This window comes from Thioalkalivibrio sp. AKL12, from assembly GCF_000377925.1.
Classification (GTDB): domain Bacteria; phylum Pseudomonadota; class Gammaproteobacteria; order Ectothiorhodospirales; family Ectothiorhodospiraceae; genus Thioalkalivibrio; species Thioalkalivibrio versutus.
In genome coordinates this window covers 253,687-268,543 of sequence record NZ_KB898889.1, presented here as the reverse complement: position 1 = coordinate 268,543, position 14,857 = coordinate 253,687, and the positions used below count along the sequence as shown (strand labels likewise).

Below are 14,857 nucleotides of genomic sequence, written 5' to 3'. Positions count from 1 at the left end.
CGGGCAAACCGATGCAGAACGGCTTCATCGAACGGTTCAACGGCAGCTACCGCCGCGGGGTCCTGGACCTCTACGTCTTCCGAACGCTGACCGAAGTCCGGGAACACACCGAGCAGTGGCTGCAGGACTACAACGAAACCATCCCTCACGATTCGCTGGGGGACCTGACGCCGGTCGAATACCGGCAGTTACACACCCCGGAAACCTCTAGTTATGCGTGGACCTAATCCGGGGAAGTCGACAGTAGGATGGGATGAGCGCAGCGAATCCCATCAAGGAACTGGCACGATGCAGGAAACGATGCGACTCGCGGAGCCCAACAGCTCCCCGCGGCGGACGGAGCCAACCCCTGGACGAACGTTCCCGGCAATGTGCGGAAGCTCGTTGCTCATCAGGAACGCCCTTGACCCGACCCTTCTTCGTGCCTTCGTGGTCAACAAAAGGTAATTGAGCCGGACGCTCAGGCGGGGGTGCGGCGGCGGGCATGGAAGCGCCGGCGGCTCCGCCAGCGGTAGACGACACGCCAGCCGAGCAGAAAGGCGAGGATGGCCGCGTACAGGGCGACCTCCACGTAGTCGGCGCGGGCCAGCCACAGGAAGTGGAGCACCGCCAGCACGCCGGCCAGGTACACCCCACGGTGCAGCCAGACCCACTTCTTCTTGAGCCAGCGCTGGGCGCCGTCGGTGGAGGTCAGCGTCAACGCCAGCAGGATCAGCCAGGCGGCGAAGCCAACCATCACGAACGGGCGCTCGGTCAGGTCGTAGAGCACCAGTTCCCAGTCAAAGAACAGATCCACCCCCAGCCAGATCAGGGCGTGCACGGTCACGTAACCGAACGCCACCAGCCCCAGCATGCGCCGCAGCCGCACGATCCACGCCAGCCCCGTCATCTGCCGCAGCGGTGTGACCGCCAGCGCGATCAGCAGGGCGATCATCGCGTGGGTGCCGGAGAGTTCCAGCAGCTTCTCGATCGGGTTCACGCCCAGCCCGTCGAACCAGCCCAGCGTACGCAGGCCGATCCAGGCCGCCGGGACCAGCGAGGCCAGCAGCACCGCCCACCAGACGCCACGCGGTGGCCGGGCGCGCGCCCGGCGCGTTGAGGTCGTCATGCCGTCACCGCGTCAGATGTACCGCGTCAGGTCCATCCCCTCGTACAGCGAGGCGACTTCATCGGCGTAGCCGTTGAACATCTCCGTGCGCCGGCGGCGGAACTCGCCGATCCGGCGCTCGGTGCGCTGTGACCAGCGCGGATGGTCCACGTCCGGATTCACGTTGCTGTAGAAACCGTACTCGTCGGACTGCGCCTGATTCCACAGGGTCGGCGGCTGGTCCTCGACAAAACGGATGTGCTGGATCGACTTGATGCTCTTGAAGCCATACTTCCACGGCACCACCACGCGGATCGGCGCCCCGTTCTGATTCGGCAACACCTCGTCGTACAACCCCACGGCCAGAATCGTCAGCGGATGCATCGCCTCGTCCAGGCGCAGCCCCTCGGTATAGGGCCACTCGAGCCCGCCACTACTGCCGCGGCGGCGGCGCTGGCCGCGCAGGTTGTCCGGATCGTAGATGCTCTCGAAGGCGACATAGCGGGCACCGCCGCGCGGCTGCGCCTTCTCGATGATGCGATTCAGCTCGAAGCCGATCCACGGGATCACCATGGACCAGCCCTCGACACAGCGCATGCGATAGATCCGCTCCTCCAGTGACCAGGGGCTGATGAAATCCTCGACCGCATACTCGCCGGGGTTCTCGCACAGCCCGTCCACGGTGATGGTCCAGGGGTCGGTCTTCAGCTGGTCGGCGTAGGTCTTGGGATCACTCTTGCCCGGCCCCATTTCGAAGAAATTGTTGTAGCTGGTGATCTCGTCATACGCGGTCTTCGACTCGTCCGTGGAGTAGTCGCTGCCCTCGAACTCGAGCGGGTAGCCGCGCAGCGCGGCGGAGGCCGGCAACGCCATGCCCAGTCCCCCCAGCGCAAGACCGGCGCCCAAGCCGACCCCGGCACGCAGGAACTCGCGCCGCCGCGCGTAGACCTCCGGCGGGGTGATCTCGCTATGGGAACACTCGGAACGACGTCGGGTGCGGATCAGCATGGCCTGCCCTCGCGACTGGTTGGGATGACAGTGAGAAGCGCTGCCACTCGTGCACGATGGACCAGAAGCAGCGTCCCGAGTTCGGCGCGCCATGCCCATAAGACAATCCGCCGAACAATAAGAATTTTCTGCTTGCGCAGCGCCGGGAACGATATATAAGGCTTTTCTGATACCGCAGTCCGGGGTGGCCCGGCCGGCTTGTCAGGAGACCCGACAATGGATCCGACGATCGACGACGTGGCCGATGGTGCCGACGAAATCGCCAGCCTGTTCGACAACCAGCTCGTCAATGACCGCGGCCCGGCACGCCACGCCGCTCGCCGCGCCCTGGAACGCCTGATGGAAGAACGCGCCCTGCGCGCCCACCTCGAGGACGACTTCGACCTGGCCCCCGCCCACGAAGCCCTGGAGTGGTAGCCCCGGGGTGGCGCGCACCGCCACCCCATTTTCAAGACCCGCCACATCATTGATGCGATTCGCTCCGCTCATCGCATCCTACGAATCCATTTGTCCCCTCGTAGGATGTGATGAGCCCCGCGAATCGCATCACTCGGATACATCAATCACCCCGGGCCTCCCCCACAACCAAGCCATCCGATTCCGGCACGCCACCCCAATCCACCGGATACACACCCGCCCGCACAAACCGGTGAAAACTGGAGTACGGCCACTCGGCCACACAACGTGCCCAGCCATGCTTCACCGGGTTGTAATGGATGTAATCGACATGGCGGACCCAATCATCCTCGTCGCGGATGCAATGCTCCCAGAACCGGCGTTGCCAGAGTCCACGCTCACCGCGTCTTGCCCGGCTACGCGTGCGCGCTTCGCCAGCACACACCAACCGCGAGAACCGCGCCTTGATCAACCGCCATCGGCGGCTGATCAAGGCATCATCGTCCGGCAGGCGCCAGATACAATGGAGATGCTCGGGCAACACCACCATCGCGTCGATCACGAACGGATGACGATGCCGCACCTCGCGAAACGCGTCTCTCAACGCATCAATGTGATCCGTAAGCAGGGTGTTTCCTACCCGAACCGCCGCATTCACAGTGAAAAAATACGTGCCACCCGGCACGCGCACACGGCGATAATCCGTCATCCGTCGCCTCCCTTCCCTGGGATTGGTTCGAACCGATGTTTGTGCTGCTCCGACGCGATGCGATTCGCTCCGCTCATCACATCCTACAAGGGCGGGTAGAATTTTCGTAGGATGCGATGAGCGGAGCGAATCGCATCAACACCCGGGGGCAGAGCCACCCCCAACCCAAGGCCTTCACCCGTCCTCATACCCCGTCAACTCCACGAAGCCCCGGCCGACCGGCTCGCCATCCGCGTCGAGGATATCCACGGCCCCTTCCCAATAGCGGACCACCGTGTCCATCTCCTGCTCGTCGCGCACCGCCACCACGGTCCACTCGCGCGCCGGCCTGCCCCCCGGAGGCTCGATACGCAGGGACCATTCCACCGGATAGCGGTTGCCGGACGGCTGGGTGGCGTAGCGGGTGGGTTCGAGCTGCACCTGCTCCGGCTCCAGCAGGGCGTCCTGGGCATTCGCCGGCATCCAGCGACCTTTCGATAACTCATGCGGCGTGCCATCGGGGCGGCGCAACTGGTAATACATCACGTCCAGCCCGTCATCCAGCTGCAGCGCGAACCAGTCCCAGCCCGACTGATCCTCCGCCAGCGCGCTGGTACTCCATTCGCGGTCCATCCACGCCTGCCCGGTCACGTCCAGCGCCGCCCCCGAGGCACGGCGCACCTCGCCGGCCACCGCGATACGCGGCATCGAGTAGTAATACGAGGCATCGCCCGGCTCCGGCCCCTTCTGGCTCAGGCCGGCCTCGCCCTGCAACACCGGCTCGCGCGCCGGCTCCAGCTCCAGGGACAGCACGTAGTCCTCGACCGTGAAGCGCAGCGTCCAGCGCGCCCCCTCCAGCCCGGCCAGTTCCCAATCCTCGGCCCAGACACGCCCCACCGGCTCGGTCGCCCCGGCCAGCCCGCCGCCATCGCGCACGAACCGCTCCTCGGATGCGTGAAACCCCGCGTCACGGTCCAGCACCGCCGTATGCACCATCCACAGATCGGGGCTGGCCCAGGCCGACTCGTGCCAGGCCGGATCCCCGGCGAGCCCCGGCGCGAGCCCCACGCGGAAGAACGTCACGTGAAATCCGAAACGCTCGCCTTCGGGCCCGTCCAGGTTCCCCGTCAGGTACCACCACTCGTTGCGAAACCCCGGATGCGGCCCATGATCGCGCGGAAACTCGAACGTCCGCGGCGCGTCCGCGCGGCGAAAACCCGTGGTGTCCTCGCCCCCCAGTGCCTCACTCACCCGCAGGCCGGTGACCTCGGCATCGGCCCCTTCCGGCGGCTCCACACCCCCGCATGCGGCCAGTAACCCTACCAATAACATGACCAGAAGCCCCTGTAGGAGCCCCTGTGGGAGCGGGCCTGCCCGCGAATGGGTCCCGCCAGAATCCAGCGCGGGCAGGGGCTTCGCGGGCAGGCCCGCTCCCACAGGGGCTCCCACACATGTCATCCAATACCCCATCCAGTCCATCACGGTACCTCCCGTAGCGCCGGCACCAGCCGCATCCGCGCCATCCGCCAGGCGGGGATCACCGACGCCAGCAATGCAGCCCCCACGCCCAGCAGTACGGTCTCCCCGACCTCGGCCCACGGCAGGCGCAGGTCCATCCCCCAGCCAAAGGCCTCGCGGTTGATCACCTCGATCAGCAACCAGCCCATCCCCAGCCCGAGCGGGATCGCCGCCAGCGCGGCGAATACCCCGAGCACCCCGCCCTGCAGCACCACCAGCCCACGCACGCCGCCGGGCAACAGCCCGAGGCTGCGCAGCGTGGCGAACTCGCGCGCCCGTTCCATCTGCAGCGCAATCAATGCCCCCAGGATGGCGATGAACGCGACCACCAGCGTGATCACGCGCAGCAGATGCGTGATCGCAAAGGTCCGGTCGAAGATCGCCATCGACTCCTGCTCGATATCCCCCGGCCGCGTCACCAACGCCGCGTGGTCCTGCGCCGCCAGCCACGCCTCCAGGTGTTCCACCGCCTGCTCGGCGTCGGCACCATCCGGCAGGCGCAGCCCGAACGAGCCCACCCCGTCCGCGGACACGCCCCCGCGCACGAACGCCGCCTGCGTCATCAGCACCGTGCCCTGCGGGTTCCCGTAGTCGCGATAAATCCCGAGGATCTCGAATGCCCGCCGCCCCCCCGCCGCGGCCAGCGAAAGCCGATCGCCCAACCCCACGTCGTGATGGGCGGCAAACGGCTCGGTCACCAGCACGGCATCGTCCGCGGCCAGCCGCGCCCCCAGCGCTTCGAGGGGCACGGCCGCCTCCAGTAGCGGCAGGTAGTCCAGCCAGTCGGCATGCGGACGCACCACGTACAGGTCCACCAGCCCCCGGTCACTGACGACCTCCTGGCTGGTGCCGGAACTGACCGACACGGCACCCGACCGGGCCACCAGGTCAGCGGTCCAGTCCTCGGGAAGGCGCGCCCCACCGCGCGCCGAAGCCGGGGCCGCCGGCACCACGTACAGGTCCGAAGTCAGTGCCTGCCCCAGCCACTGCTCCACGCTGCCGCGAAAGCTCCCTACCATAACCGCCACGCCGATGGCCGCCGCCAGCGCCAGGGTCAGCGCCGAGGTGGCGGGCGCGCTGCGCGACAGGCTGCGCTCCAGGCTGCGGACCGCAATGCGCGGCAGGGCCGCCCCGCGCACCAGCACCGCCAGGCCGCGCAGCGTCCACGCCAGCACCCAGGGCAGCAGCAACACGAACCCCGCAATCAGCAGGAACAGTGCGACAAACCCGCCCACCAGCGCCCCGGCACCGGTCACGATCAACCCGACGCCCGCCAGCACCAGAACGATAGACGCCAGCGCCAACCACGCGGCCCAGCCACGGGCACGCCGTTCCAGCCCTCCGCGCCCGGTGCCGGCCGGGCTGGCCACCCGCGCCGCCTCCCAGGCCGGGGCCAGTGCAGCCGCCAGCGACAGCCCCACGCCCAGCAGGAGCACCGCGGCCAGCGCCAATGGCCGCGGTGTCACCCCGGTCACCGCCACCGCGAAGAAGTGGTCCGTCACCGTCTGCGCGACCTGCGCGACCAGGACCTGCGCCAGGGCCACCCCCAGCAGCGCGCCCAGCAGCGTGCCGATCACGCCGACCAGCAGGGCCTCCAGCAGCACCACCCCGAAGATCGCCCGGCGCCCGACACCGACCAGGCGCAGGCTGGCAATCACCTCGCGCCGGCGCAGTACCGCAAAGGTCTGCGTGTTGTAGATCAGAAATGCCGCGATCAGCAACGCCAGCAGGCTCATCGCCGTGAGGTTGATGCGGAACGCCTGCGCCAGCTGGCGCGCGGCCTGGCCCCGGCTCTCGACCGCCACCAGCTCCAGTTCCGCGGGCAATCCGTCGACCAGGGCCTCGACCTCGTGATCGGCCAGCCGCACGTCGATCCGGTCCAGCCGCCCCAGCCGGTCGAGCAATACCTGCGCCGTGGCGATATCCGTCACCCAGAGCGCGGCGCCCGCATCCTCAGACGCGCCATCCCCCCCAGCATCACTCGGGTCCTCGTCGCGTTCGGCGGCACGGTCGATCAGCGTGACCTCGCGCTCGCCCCCGGCCGCGTCCAGCGCCAATCGAGCCCCATGCGCCTCCCCGCTCGCCCGGAACCAGCCGGCGGGCGGCAGGATCGTCCCCGGCTCGGTCACCAGGCGCTGCACCGGGGCATCGCCAATATCCGAGGCCGCCCCGCGAAACGGCCCCTCGGCCAGCGGATCGACGCCCAGCACGTAGACCGTCGTGCCATCCGGCAGTCGCGCCGGGCCCTCCACGATCGGGGCCGTATCCCGCCACCCGGCCATGCGCAGATCGCGGTAAAAGGCCTCGTCGAAGCCGCTCGCCGGCCCCAGCACCTGATGCGTGGCGGCCCCGGCCACCTCGTCCATCGAGCGGTCGAAGGCCCGCTGGGCGGACTGGTTCGCCAGATCCACCGCCAGCACCACCGCCACGCCGATGATCACACCAACCAGCGTCAGCACCCGCTGTAGCGGCCGCCGACGCCAGTCGCGCAGCCACGCACGCAGAACGAGACCGCTCACGCCGGCAACCCCTCCACCGATTCCGAAGGCTGAAGGACCCCGTCACGCATCGTCAGCACCCGATCCAGTCGCCCCGCCAGTTCATTGCTGTGGGTCACCAGCAACAAGGAACACCCGGTCGCCCGTACTTGCTCCAGCAGCAGCCCGAATATCGTCTCGCCGGTGCGCGAGTCGAGGTTGCCGGTCGGCTCGTCGGCGAGGATCAGCGCCGGCTCGTGCACCAGCGCCCGCGCGATCGCGACCCGCTGCTGCTCCCCGCCCGACAGCGCCTCCGGATACCGGTCACCCTTGTCCCCCAGCCCTACCGCCGTCAGCTGGCGTCCGGCGCGCTCGCGGCGTTCGGCCGCCGCGTCCCCCGTTGCCAGCTCCAGCGGCAGCATCACGTTCTCCAGCGCCGTCAGCGTCGGAATCAGATGGAACGACTGGAACACAATCCCCACGCGGGCCCGGCGCAGCCGCGTGCGTGCCGCCTCGTCCAGCCCCGCGAGCGCCTCGCCCGCCAGATGCACCGCGCCGCGATCCGCCGCCTCCAGCCCGGCCGCCAGATGCAGCAGGGTGGACTTGCCACTCCCGCTCTCGCCCACGATCGCCACGCGCTCGCCGGGGGCCAGCTCGAAGTCCACACCGTGCAGCACCTCGCCCTCGCCGGGGTAGGCAAACGCCACATCGGTCAGAGACAGCACCACGCCTTCTACCGAGCCTTGATGCTCCATCGCATACACCTTTTCAATCACACGAATCTTCGCCTCTACACGGCAGGAAAAGCCCACCGTAGGCGCCTGCTCGCAGGCGAACAGCGCTCACCGAACGCCCCACACTCTCCGGCCCATCACAGACCATGAAGAGTAGATGAATGTTTCAAAACCCTGCACAAGCGGTTGATTGACGGCCGCCATCCGTTAGAATAAGCAGCATCTCCACACACGGGAACGCGCCTTGACACGCCGATCACGCAGCCGATCTATCTGCGCCTAGCGGCAAGCGTCCGTTCCCTAACCGGTCGCTTCCCGTCAGGCCTCTTTGATCAAAGAGCCGGGAACGGCCGGGCCCCGCCCGACCCGAACCTGCACCATTCACCGCATTCGTGCGGCGCCGCGATGGCCTGTGCCCGTGCACAGTCCGCGCGCTGCCCCGATGCCGCCGGGAGAAGGGCATGGAGCTTCACCTCGAGCAGTCCATCATCGAGCTGAAGGAGCTGTTGCGTCTGGACGACCGCGACGGGCTCCACGAGCTGCTCGACTACATGCGCGTGCAGGATATCGCCCACGCGCTGATGGAGCTGGGCGAGGAAGACCTCATCGCCGTCTTCAACCTGCTGCCCCCCGGGCGCAAGGCGGACGTCTTTGCCTACCTCGACACCGGGCACCAGATCCGCCTGCTGGAGGCCTCGCCGCGCGAGGACGCCCGCTTCATCCTCTCCGAGATGGAGGCGGACGATCTCACCGCCCTGCTGCAGACCCTGGACCCGGACACCCTGCGCGGCTACCTGCGCCTGCTGCCGTTTCGCGCGATCCGCCGCGCACTCAAGCAGCTCAACTACCCGGAGGACTCGGTCGGCCGCGTGATGTCGCCGGATGTCGTCGCGGTCGATCCCGACTGGACGCTCAAGCGCGCCCTGGCCTTCATCCGCCGCAACGCGGACGAGCACTCCAACAACGTGATCTTCGTGGTCGACCAGGACCGCGTGCTGCTGGCCGCCATACCCATCCGCCACTTCCTGCGCGCCAGCGCCGACAGTCCGGTACGCGAACTGCTGGGCGAAGCCGACCCGATCACCATCGCCGTCTCCGAACACGCGGTGGAGGCCGCCCGCCGCATCCAGCACTACGACCTGGAGAGCCTGCCGGTGGTCGGCGAGATCGGCGAACTGCTGGGCGTGGTCACAGTGGACGACGTGATGGACCTGATCGAGGCCGAGTCCACCGAGGACTTCCACAAGCTGGGCTCGGTGGGCACCCTGCCGCTGTCCCCGCAGGAGGCCAGCCCGTTCCTGCTCTATCGCAAGCGCATCGGCTGGCTGCTCGGTCTGGTCGCCTTCAACACCATCGGCGCGCTGATGATCTCCCAGTACGAGGACATCATCGAGGCGGTGGTGGTGCTGGTGTTCTTCCTGCCGCTGCTGATCGCCTCCGGCGGGAACGCCGGCGCGCAGAGCTCCACGCTGATGGTGCGCGCCATGGCCACCGGCGAGGTCACGGCCAGGGACTGGCTCCGGCTTTGGGCCAAGGAGATGGGCGTGTCCCTGACCCTCGGGCTCAGCATGGGTGTCGCGGTATCGCTGGTCGGGCTGTGGCGCGGCGGGCCGGAGATCGCGCTGCTGGTCGCGCTGTCGATGACCATCATCGTCACCGTGGCCAGCATCCTCGGCATGCTGCTGCCGGTGGTCCTGAACAAGTTCCGCCTCGATCCGGCGACCGCCAGCGTACCGCTGGTCACCTCGCTCGCCGACATCGGCGGTATCCTCATCTACTTCACGCTGGCCACCGCCCTGCTCGGCCTGGCAATCCCATAGGACCTCCCGGATGAGCCCCACGGAACCGGATCTCGACACCCTGCCCCAGGCCCTGCAGACCGCGCTGACCGCGCCCACCGCCGAGGCCCTGCAGAGCCTGTGCGCCGAGCACGCGGCGCCGGATCTCTCCGACGCCCTGGAGGCCCTGCCGGCCCAACAGATGGAGGCCTTCTTCCAGCGCCTGGATGTCGAGTGCACCGCGGATATCTACGCCCACCTGGAATCGGACCACCAGTCCCGCGTGTTTCAGGCGCTGGACGACGAGCATGCCAGCCGCCTGGTCGCGGCCCTGTCCTACGATGACGCGGTCTCGGTGATCGACGGGCTGGAGGACGAACAGGCGGAATCCCTGCTTGAGACCCTGCCGGACGAAGACCAGGAGGCCCTGGAAACCCTGCTCGGCTACCCGGAGGAGAGCGCCGGGCGCCTGATGACGCCCGAGTTCGCCACGGTCCAGCCCGACTGGTCGGTGGCCGAGGCGATGGATCACCTGCGCGAACAGAGCGACCTGGCCGAGACCATCAACACCATCTTCGTGGTCACGCCCACCGGCGAACTGCTCGGCTGGGTGCGCCTGAAGGGGCTGCTGCTGTCGCGCCCCACCACCAGCGTGCGCGAGCGCATGAACACCGATGTCGTCAGCATCAGTGCGGAGGAAGACCGCGAAGAGGCCGCCCACCGCATCAGCCACTACGATCTGGACGTCCTCCCGGTGGTCGACGACAACGGCCACCTGTTGGGCATCATCACCGTCGACGACGTGATGGACGTGCTGCGCGCCGAGACCACCGAGGACTTCCACCGCATGGCCGCGGTGGGCGACGTCGTGCTCTCGCTGCGCGACGCCAGCATGCAGCTGCTCTACCGCAAGCGCATCGGCTGGCTGGTCATCCTGGTCGCCGTGAACATCCTCTCCGGCCTGGCCATCGCCCACTTCGAGGCCGCCATCGAGACCGTCGTCGCGCTGATCTTCTTCCTGCCCATGGTCATCGCCTCCGGCGGCAACGCCGGCGCCCAGGCCTCCACCCTGGTCGTGCGCTCGCTCGCCACCAACGACATCAAGCCCCAGGACTGGTGGCGCCTGGGCGGCAAGGAAATCCTGGTCGCCTCCGCCCTCGGCGCCACCCTGGCCGGCGCCATCTGGCTCTCCGGCTACTGGCTGGGCAGCCTCGAGGTCGCCAACGCCATCGCGCTCGGCATGTTCCTGGTCGTCCTGTTCGGCTCCCTGTTCGGCCTGCTGCTGCCGTTCACCCTCACCCGCCTGGGCGTCGACCCCGCCGTCGCCAGCGCCCCGCTCATCACCTCCGTCGTCGACGTCGTCGGCATCACCATCTACTTCGCCACCGCCGTCGCCATCCTCGGCCTCTAGCTCCCCCAACCCCCATACCCCACCCCCGTAGGATGCGATGAGCAAAGCGAATCGCATCAACCCCGCCCCACCCCCAACGCCCGGTGCGTTTCGCCAAGCTCAACGCACCCTACGAACTGCCCCGAACGCCAGGAGTCGAGCTCGAGGCGATCACGACCTCACCAACACCCCTCCGCGTCATCCCGGACACCGCACCACCCCCCCGTCATCCCGGCCGTAGCGCAGCGAAGAGCCGGGATCTCCCCCGCTCGAACACCCCAAGATCAAGACCCCCGGCCATGACAACCAGAGGCACCCCAGCCCCCAGGGTGACAACGTGCGTCACTTCACATGACCATTTTGGTCACGTGACACACCCGGGAAGCGCGCGTGCGTAACCCATGCCGCAGGCCACACCGCGCCCGGGCGCCGTTTTCACGCATTCCCGCACTCTTGGCACGCCCAATGCATCTCCTCAGACAGCTGCCCACGGGGTGGCCGGGCCGAAGGCCCAGCTTTCATCACATCAAGGGAGTACGACCATGCATCAAGCCATGCGCGCAGGAATCAACAAGCCCAAGGCCCAACAGGGCTTTACTCTTATCGAACTGATGATCGTCGTGGCGATTATCGGGATTTTGGCGGCGATTGCTTTGCCGGCTTATCAAAACTACACGGCGCGTGCTCAAGTTTCTGAAGCACTCCTTGCGGCGAGCTCCTTGCGTACAGATATTTCGGAATTTGTTCAGTCCACTGGCGACCTACCCGAGGCCGCTCAAGCCGGCAACACTGAAGACTTTGACGAAACGCAATTTGTTAGCGATCTTGTGTGGGATGGAACTCGCATCACGGTCACCATGCACGATGATGCGATCGCGAGCGGAACCATCTCTTATACCCCGGAGACCGAAGGCACCGACCCCGTTCGGATCACTGGCTGGACTTGCTCCCAGAATCTCGGTAATGAGTCGCATGCCCCGGGTAATTGCCGAGGCGAAACTCCCGGAAGTGACTAAGTAACAAGAGGGTAAGGACACCCACTCAGTACTGGAGCCCCGGCCATCGTGCCGGGGCTTTTTCGTTATGCATCCTCTCTGGGACACCCACTTTGTGCATCCTCCTGTCCTCTCTGGGACACCCACTTTATTGACATAAGCCGGATTCGCCGAAGCAATCGGCCGCCAGTCCCGCGTCTGCAACCCGTCCCTCACGCCAACCGATTTCTCGGACGGTTGCGCCAAGGTACGATTGACCATCTACATGGTCAGGGGAGTGCGGAATGTCCAAGACGACGGTTAGTTTGGCGAACGCCAAAGCCCACCTGAGCGAACAGGGGGAACGGGCCGCTTCAGGTGAATCCATCTTCATCAGCAAGCACGGCAAGGCCATCGCGCGCCTTTCCAGCGCCACCGCCCCCAAGAAACCGATCGATGCGCATGCGCTCCGCCAAGTAACGGATACCCAGCACAACCGGACCGATGAGAGCTTCATGCGGCGAGTCCGTGACGATGCCCGCTGCTGATGCGCCGAACCTCGGGCAAACCCACCTTGCTCGCCCCGCTCTAACGGAACCCTGGAACGCGGTTTCGCTACGCCCTGAAAATCTCCAAGGCATTCACTATCCTAACGACAGGAACGTAACGAACCTGCGTTAATGCAAGACCTACTCCACGGAAGGAGTTCATCATGACCCAGCCCCGCTCGACCCTCGTCTCTCTGGATGACACGCCCTGGTACCACGTCGTTTCCCGCTGCGTCCGCCGCGCGTTTCTCTGCGGGCACGATGCCCACTCCGGGCGATCCTTTGAGCATCGCCGCGGCTGGATCGCCGATCGTCTGAAGCAGCTTGCGTCGGTCTTCGCCGTCGATATCGCAGCCTATGCGGTCATGAGCAACCACTTCCATATCGTTGTGCGAGTCGACGAGGCGCGCGTCGAGCCCCTGGAGCGCGACGAGATCCTGCGTCGCTGGACGCAGCTCTTCTCGGGGCCGGTGATGGTGCAGCGGTATCTGGCCGATCCACAGCGGCTCGGTGCGGCCGAGATGAAGATCGTGGATGCCTGGGTGGAGACGTACCGCTCCCGACTCGCTGACCTGTCGTGGTTCATGCGCGTGCTGAACGAGTCGATCGCCCGTCAGGCGAACGCCGAGGACCGCGTGACGGGACGGTTCTGGGAGGGACGCTTCAAGAGCCAGGCCCTGCTCGACGAGCAAGCGGTCCTGACGGCCATGGTGTACGTGGACCTGAACCCGATCCGGGCCGGGATGGCCCCCACGCCGGAGGCCTCCGAGTACACCTCGGTCGCGGAACGGCTTGCCGTGCTGCGCGCGACGTCCGGGGATGGAACAACGGTAGCCGAACGCGCCGCCGCCGATCCCGCGGTTCCAGGCGACAGCACGGCGCCGGGACACACCAACGCTACGAGATCCGACACACGAGGGAACCGGTCACGATCCGTTCCGCACCAAACAGAATCCTTGCAGCCGGAGACGGTCCTGGACGAACTGGTCAGCGCCCCGCTACTTCCATTCGACGCCACTGGCCGCGCGGAGTGCGCCGTGCCCTTCGGCTTCGAGGACTATATGGATCTCGTGGAGGCAACGGGGCGCGTCATCCGCGAGGACAAGCGCGGCTTCATCCACGATGGCACCCCGCCCCTGCTGGCGCGTCTGGGCATCGATCCCGATCAGTTCATCCGTGCGGCCAGCCGCATGTTGCAGCAATTCGGCAGCGCCATCGGAACACCGACCCATCTCACGGCCCGGTGCGATGCCCGCCAAACGCGCTATCTGCGAGGCATGGCGGCCGCCCGGCAGCTCTTCCCTCGGTCGGCCGCCTGCCCCCCCCCCCCCCCCCGGAACCAAGACCAGCCATTGGCCCAGCAATGATTTTGTACATACAATAATCAAATGGAGATTGAGTTCGACGCGGACAAGGATGCCGCGAATCAGGCCAAGCACGGGGTCTCACTCGCGCTGGCCGTGAGCCTGGAGTGGGAGACCCTTCTGGCCATGGAGGATCGTCGAAAGGACTACGGCGAATGTCGCATGCTGGGATACGCCCTGATGGGTGATCGCTTGTACTGCGTCATCTTCACGGACCGAGAGAATGTGCGAAGAATCATCAGCCTGCGCAAGGCGAATAACCGGGAGATCAGTCGTTATGTCCAGATCGTTGACGCTACGTAATGGCCGTCGGGTCTTGCTGAACAACCCGGAAGAGGAAACGGCGATTGAGGCCGGCATCGAAGCGGACCCGGAGACACACGCGCCTGACGAGGACGAAGCGCGGGCACTGCGGCGCCCCGGCCGCCCCCCAATGGTGGTCACCAAGGAACGGATCACGATTCGCCTGTCGCCGGAGGTTGTGGAGGCCTTCCGCGCGACCGGAAAGGGCTGGCAAACCCGCATGGATGGTGCCCTGAAAGAATGGCTCCGGGAGCATCATCCAACGACGAAGTCCTGAATTGCCGTCGCATCGCAGGACGCCAGGTGTTGGACCCTTGATCACTCCCCTCGGGTCCGCCCCCTGCACAGCCTTAAAGCCCGACGCGCTATCGAGTGAAACCGACCCGCGCAGTCACACCCGCACCCCGTACTGTTCGATCTCCGAGCGCAACGTCTCGCTTGCCGCGCTGATATCCACCAGGTCAAAGCTGTACAGCGCCGGAAGCTCCTCGGTGCGCTCACGAAGTCGGCCCCAATACTGGCTTGTTGCCTTCCCCGAAGGGATCACAGCCAGGTCGATATCGGAATGCGGCCGGGCGGTTCCCTTGGCTCA

The 14,857-nt window shown here is 66.7% G+C and carries 15 protein-coding genes and 1 pseudogene; 9 read left to right on the top strand and 7 right to left on the bottom strand.

Features of this window, described 5'->3' with window-relative positions:
* Positions 1-227: integrase core domain-containing protein (locus D579_RS0101270; protein ID WP_018950858.1), on the top strand; the 227-nt coding region annotated here is incomplete at its 5' end.
* Positions 228-460: 233 nt separating this feature from the next.
* Here the strand turns inward: D579_RS0101270 and D579_RS0101260 are convergent.
* Positions 461-1,108: a sulfite oxidase heme-binding subunit YedZ gene (locus D579_RS0101260; protein WP_018950856.1), complete on the bottom strand. Its 648-nt coding sequence runs from the start codon at positions 1,106-1,108 to the stop codon at positions 461-463.
* Between the two features lie 12 nt (positions 1,109-1,120).
* Entirely contained in the window at positions 1,121-2,095 is a 975-nt protein-coding gene (gene msrP, locus D579_RS0101255) for a protein-methionine-sulfoxide reductase catalytic subunit MsrP (RefSeq protein WP_018170015.1), read from the bottom strand.
* A 216-nt stretch (positions 2,096-2,311) separates the two neighbouring features.
* On the opposite strand from msrP, the gene D579_RS0101250 reads away from it, so the two are divergent.
* Positions 2,312-2,512 carry a PA3496 family putative envelope integrity protein gene (locus tag D579_RS0101250; RefSeq protein ID WP_018145403.1) on the top strand — a complete coding sequence of 67 codons (201 nt, stop codon included), beginning with the start codon at positions 2,312-2,314 and terminating at the stop codon, positions 2,510-2,512.
* Between the two features lie 142 nt (positions 2,513-2,654).
* Here D579_RS0101250 and D579_RS0101245 read toward each other — a convergent pair whose 3' ends face one another.
* The 4 genes from D579_RS0101245 to D579_RS0101230 form a co-directional block, all read right to left on the bottom strand.
* Positions 2,655-3,200: a transposase gene (locus D579_RS0101245; RefSeq protein WP_018950855.1), complete on the bottom strand. Its 546-nt coding sequence runs from the start codon at positions 3,198-3,200 to the stop codon at positions 2,655-2,657.
* A 174-nt stretch (positions 3,201-3,374) separates the two neighbouring features.
* On the bottom strand, positions 3,375-4,511 hold the full coding sequence (locus D579_RS0101240) for a lipocalin-like domain-containing protein (RefSeq protein ID WP_026289408.1): 1,137 nt from the start codon (positions 4,509-4,511) through the stop codon (positions 3,375-3,377).
* A 146-nt stretch (positions 4,512-4,657) separates the two neighbouring features.
* A complete protein-coding gene (locus D579_RS0101235; protein ID WP_018950853.1) occupies positions 4,658-7,216 on the bottom strand; it encodes an ABC transporter permease in 2,559 nt (852 codons plus the stop codon).
* Positions 7,213-7,929 carry an ABC transporter ATP-binding protein gene (locus D579_RS0101230; RefSeq protein ID WP_026289407.1) on the bottom strand — a complete coding sequence of 239 codons (717 nt, stop codon included), beginning with the start codon at positions 7,927-7,929 and terminating at the stop codon, positions 7,213-7,215. Before D579_RS0101230 ends, D579_RS0101235 begins: the two co-directional genes overlap by 4 nt.
* Before the next feature lie 440 nt (positions 7,930-8,369).
* On the opposite strand from D579_RS0101230, the gene mgtE (D579_RS0101225) reads away from it, so the two are divergent.
* The 7 genes from mgtE (D579_RS0101225) to D579_RS0101195 all read left to right on the top strand — a co-directional run bounded on the left by mgtE (D579_RS0101225) (position 8,370) and on the right by D579_RS0101195 (position 14,542).
* Positions 8,370-9,728 carry a magnesium transporter gene (gene mgtE / locus D579_RS0101225; protein ID WP_018950851.1) on the top strand — a complete coding sequence of 453 codons (1,359 nt, stop codon included), beginning with the start codon at positions 8,370-8,372 and terminating at the stop codon, positions 9,726-9,728.
* Positions 9,729-9,738: 10 nt separating this feature from the next.
* The gene (mgtE, locus tag D579_RS0101220; RefSeq protein ID WP_018950850.1) at positions 9,739-11,097 is read left to right on the top strand and encodes a magnesium transporter; all 1,359 of its coding nucleotides are present in this window, start codon (positions 9,739-9,741) and stop codon (positions 11,095-11,097) included.
* A 521-nt stretch (positions 11,098-11,618) separates the two neighbouring features.
* Positions 11,619-12,092 (top strand): pilin, encoded by a 474-nt coding sequence (locus D579_RS15265; RefSeq protein WP_018950849.1) that lies wholly within the window; start codon positions 11,619-11,621, stop codon positions 12,090-12,092.
* Between the two features lie 263 nt (positions 12,093-12,355).
* On the top strand, positions 12,356-12,598 hold the full coding sequence (locus tag D579_RS0101210) for a type II toxin-antitoxin system Phd/YefM family antitoxin (RefSeq protein ID WP_018950848.1): 243 nt from the start codon (positions 12,356-12,358) through the stop codon (positions 12,596-12,598).
* A 164-nt stretch (positions 12,599-12,762) separates the two neighbouring features.
* Positions 12,763-13,965: a transposase gene (locus D579_RS0101205; RefSeq protein ID WP_018950847.1), complete on the top strand. Its 1,203-nt coding sequence runs from the start codon at positions 12,763-12,765 to the stop codon at positions 13,963-13,965.
* A gap of 21 nt (positions 13,966-13,986) precedes the next feature.
* Entirely contained in the window at positions 13,987-14,265 is a 279-nt protein-coding gene (locus D579_RS0101200) for a BrnT family toxin (protein ID WP_018144151.1), read from the top strand.
* Between the two features lie 13 nt (positions 14,266-14,278).
* Entirely contained in the window at positions 14,279-14,542 is a 264-nt protein-coding gene (locus D579_RS0101195) for a BrnA antitoxin family protein (RefSeq protein WP_018938056.1), read from the top strand.
* A gap of 114 nt (positions 14,543-14,656) precedes the next feature.
* Here the strand turns inward: D579_RS0101195 and D579_RS15185 are convergent.
* Positions 14,657-14,842, bottom strand: a pseudogene (locus D579_RS15185) (nucleotidyltransferase family protein); the annotation flags it as partial.
* Positions 14,843-14,857: the final 15 nt, after the last annotated feature.

Excerpts from the sequence above, each read along its gene's own strand:
- D579_RS0101260 (WP_018950856.1), bottom strand. The coding sequence starts at position 1,108 with ATGACGACCTCAACGCGCCGGGCGCGCGCCCGGCCACCGCGTGGCGTC.
- D579_RS0101240 (WP_026289408.1), bottom strand. The coding sequence starts at position 4,511 with ATGTTATTGGTAGGGTTACTGGCCGCATGCGGGGGTGTGGAGCCGCCG.
- D579_RS0101250 (WP_018145403.1), top strand. The coding sequence starts at position 2,312 with ATGGATCCGACGATCGACGACGTGGCCGATGGTGCCGACGAAATCGCC.
- mgtE (WP_018950850.1), top strand. The coding sequence starts at position 9,739 with ATGAGCCCCACGGAACCGGATCTCGACACCCTGCCCCAGGCCCTGCAG.
- D579_RS0101210 (WP_018950848.1), top strand. The coding sequence starts at position 12,356 with ATGTCCAAGACGACGGTTAGTTTGGCGAACGCCAAAGCCCACCTGAGC.
- D579_RS0101230 (WP_026289407.1), bottom strand. The coding sequence starts at position 7,929 with ATGGAGCATCAAGGCTCGGTAGAAGGCGTGGTGCTGTCTCTGACCGAT.
- D579_RS0101200 (WP_018144151.1), top strand. The coding sequence starts at position 13,987 with ATGGAGATTGAGTTCGACGCGGACAAGGATGCCGCGAATCAGGCCAAG.
- D579_RS15265 (WP_018950849.1), top strand. The coding sequence starts at position 11,619 with ATGCATCAAGCCATGCGCGCAGGAATCAACAAGCCCAAGGCCCAACAG.
- D579_RS0101205 (WP_018950847.1), top strand. The coding sequence starts at position 12,763 with ATGACCCAGCCCCGCTCGACCCTCGTCTCTCTGGATGACACGCCCTGG.
- mgtE (WP_018950851.1), top strand. The coding sequence starts at position 8,370 with ATGGAGCTTCACCTCGAGCAGTCCATCATCGAGCTGAAGGAGCTGTTG.
- msrP (WP_018170015.1), bottom strand. The coding sequence starts at position 2,095 with ATGCTGATCCGCACCCGACGTCGTTCCGAGTGTTCCCATAGCGAGATC.
- D579_RS0101245 (WP_018950855.1), bottom strand. The coding sequence starts at position 3,200 with ATGACGGATTATCGCCGTGTGCGCGTGCCGGGTGGCACGTATTTTTTC.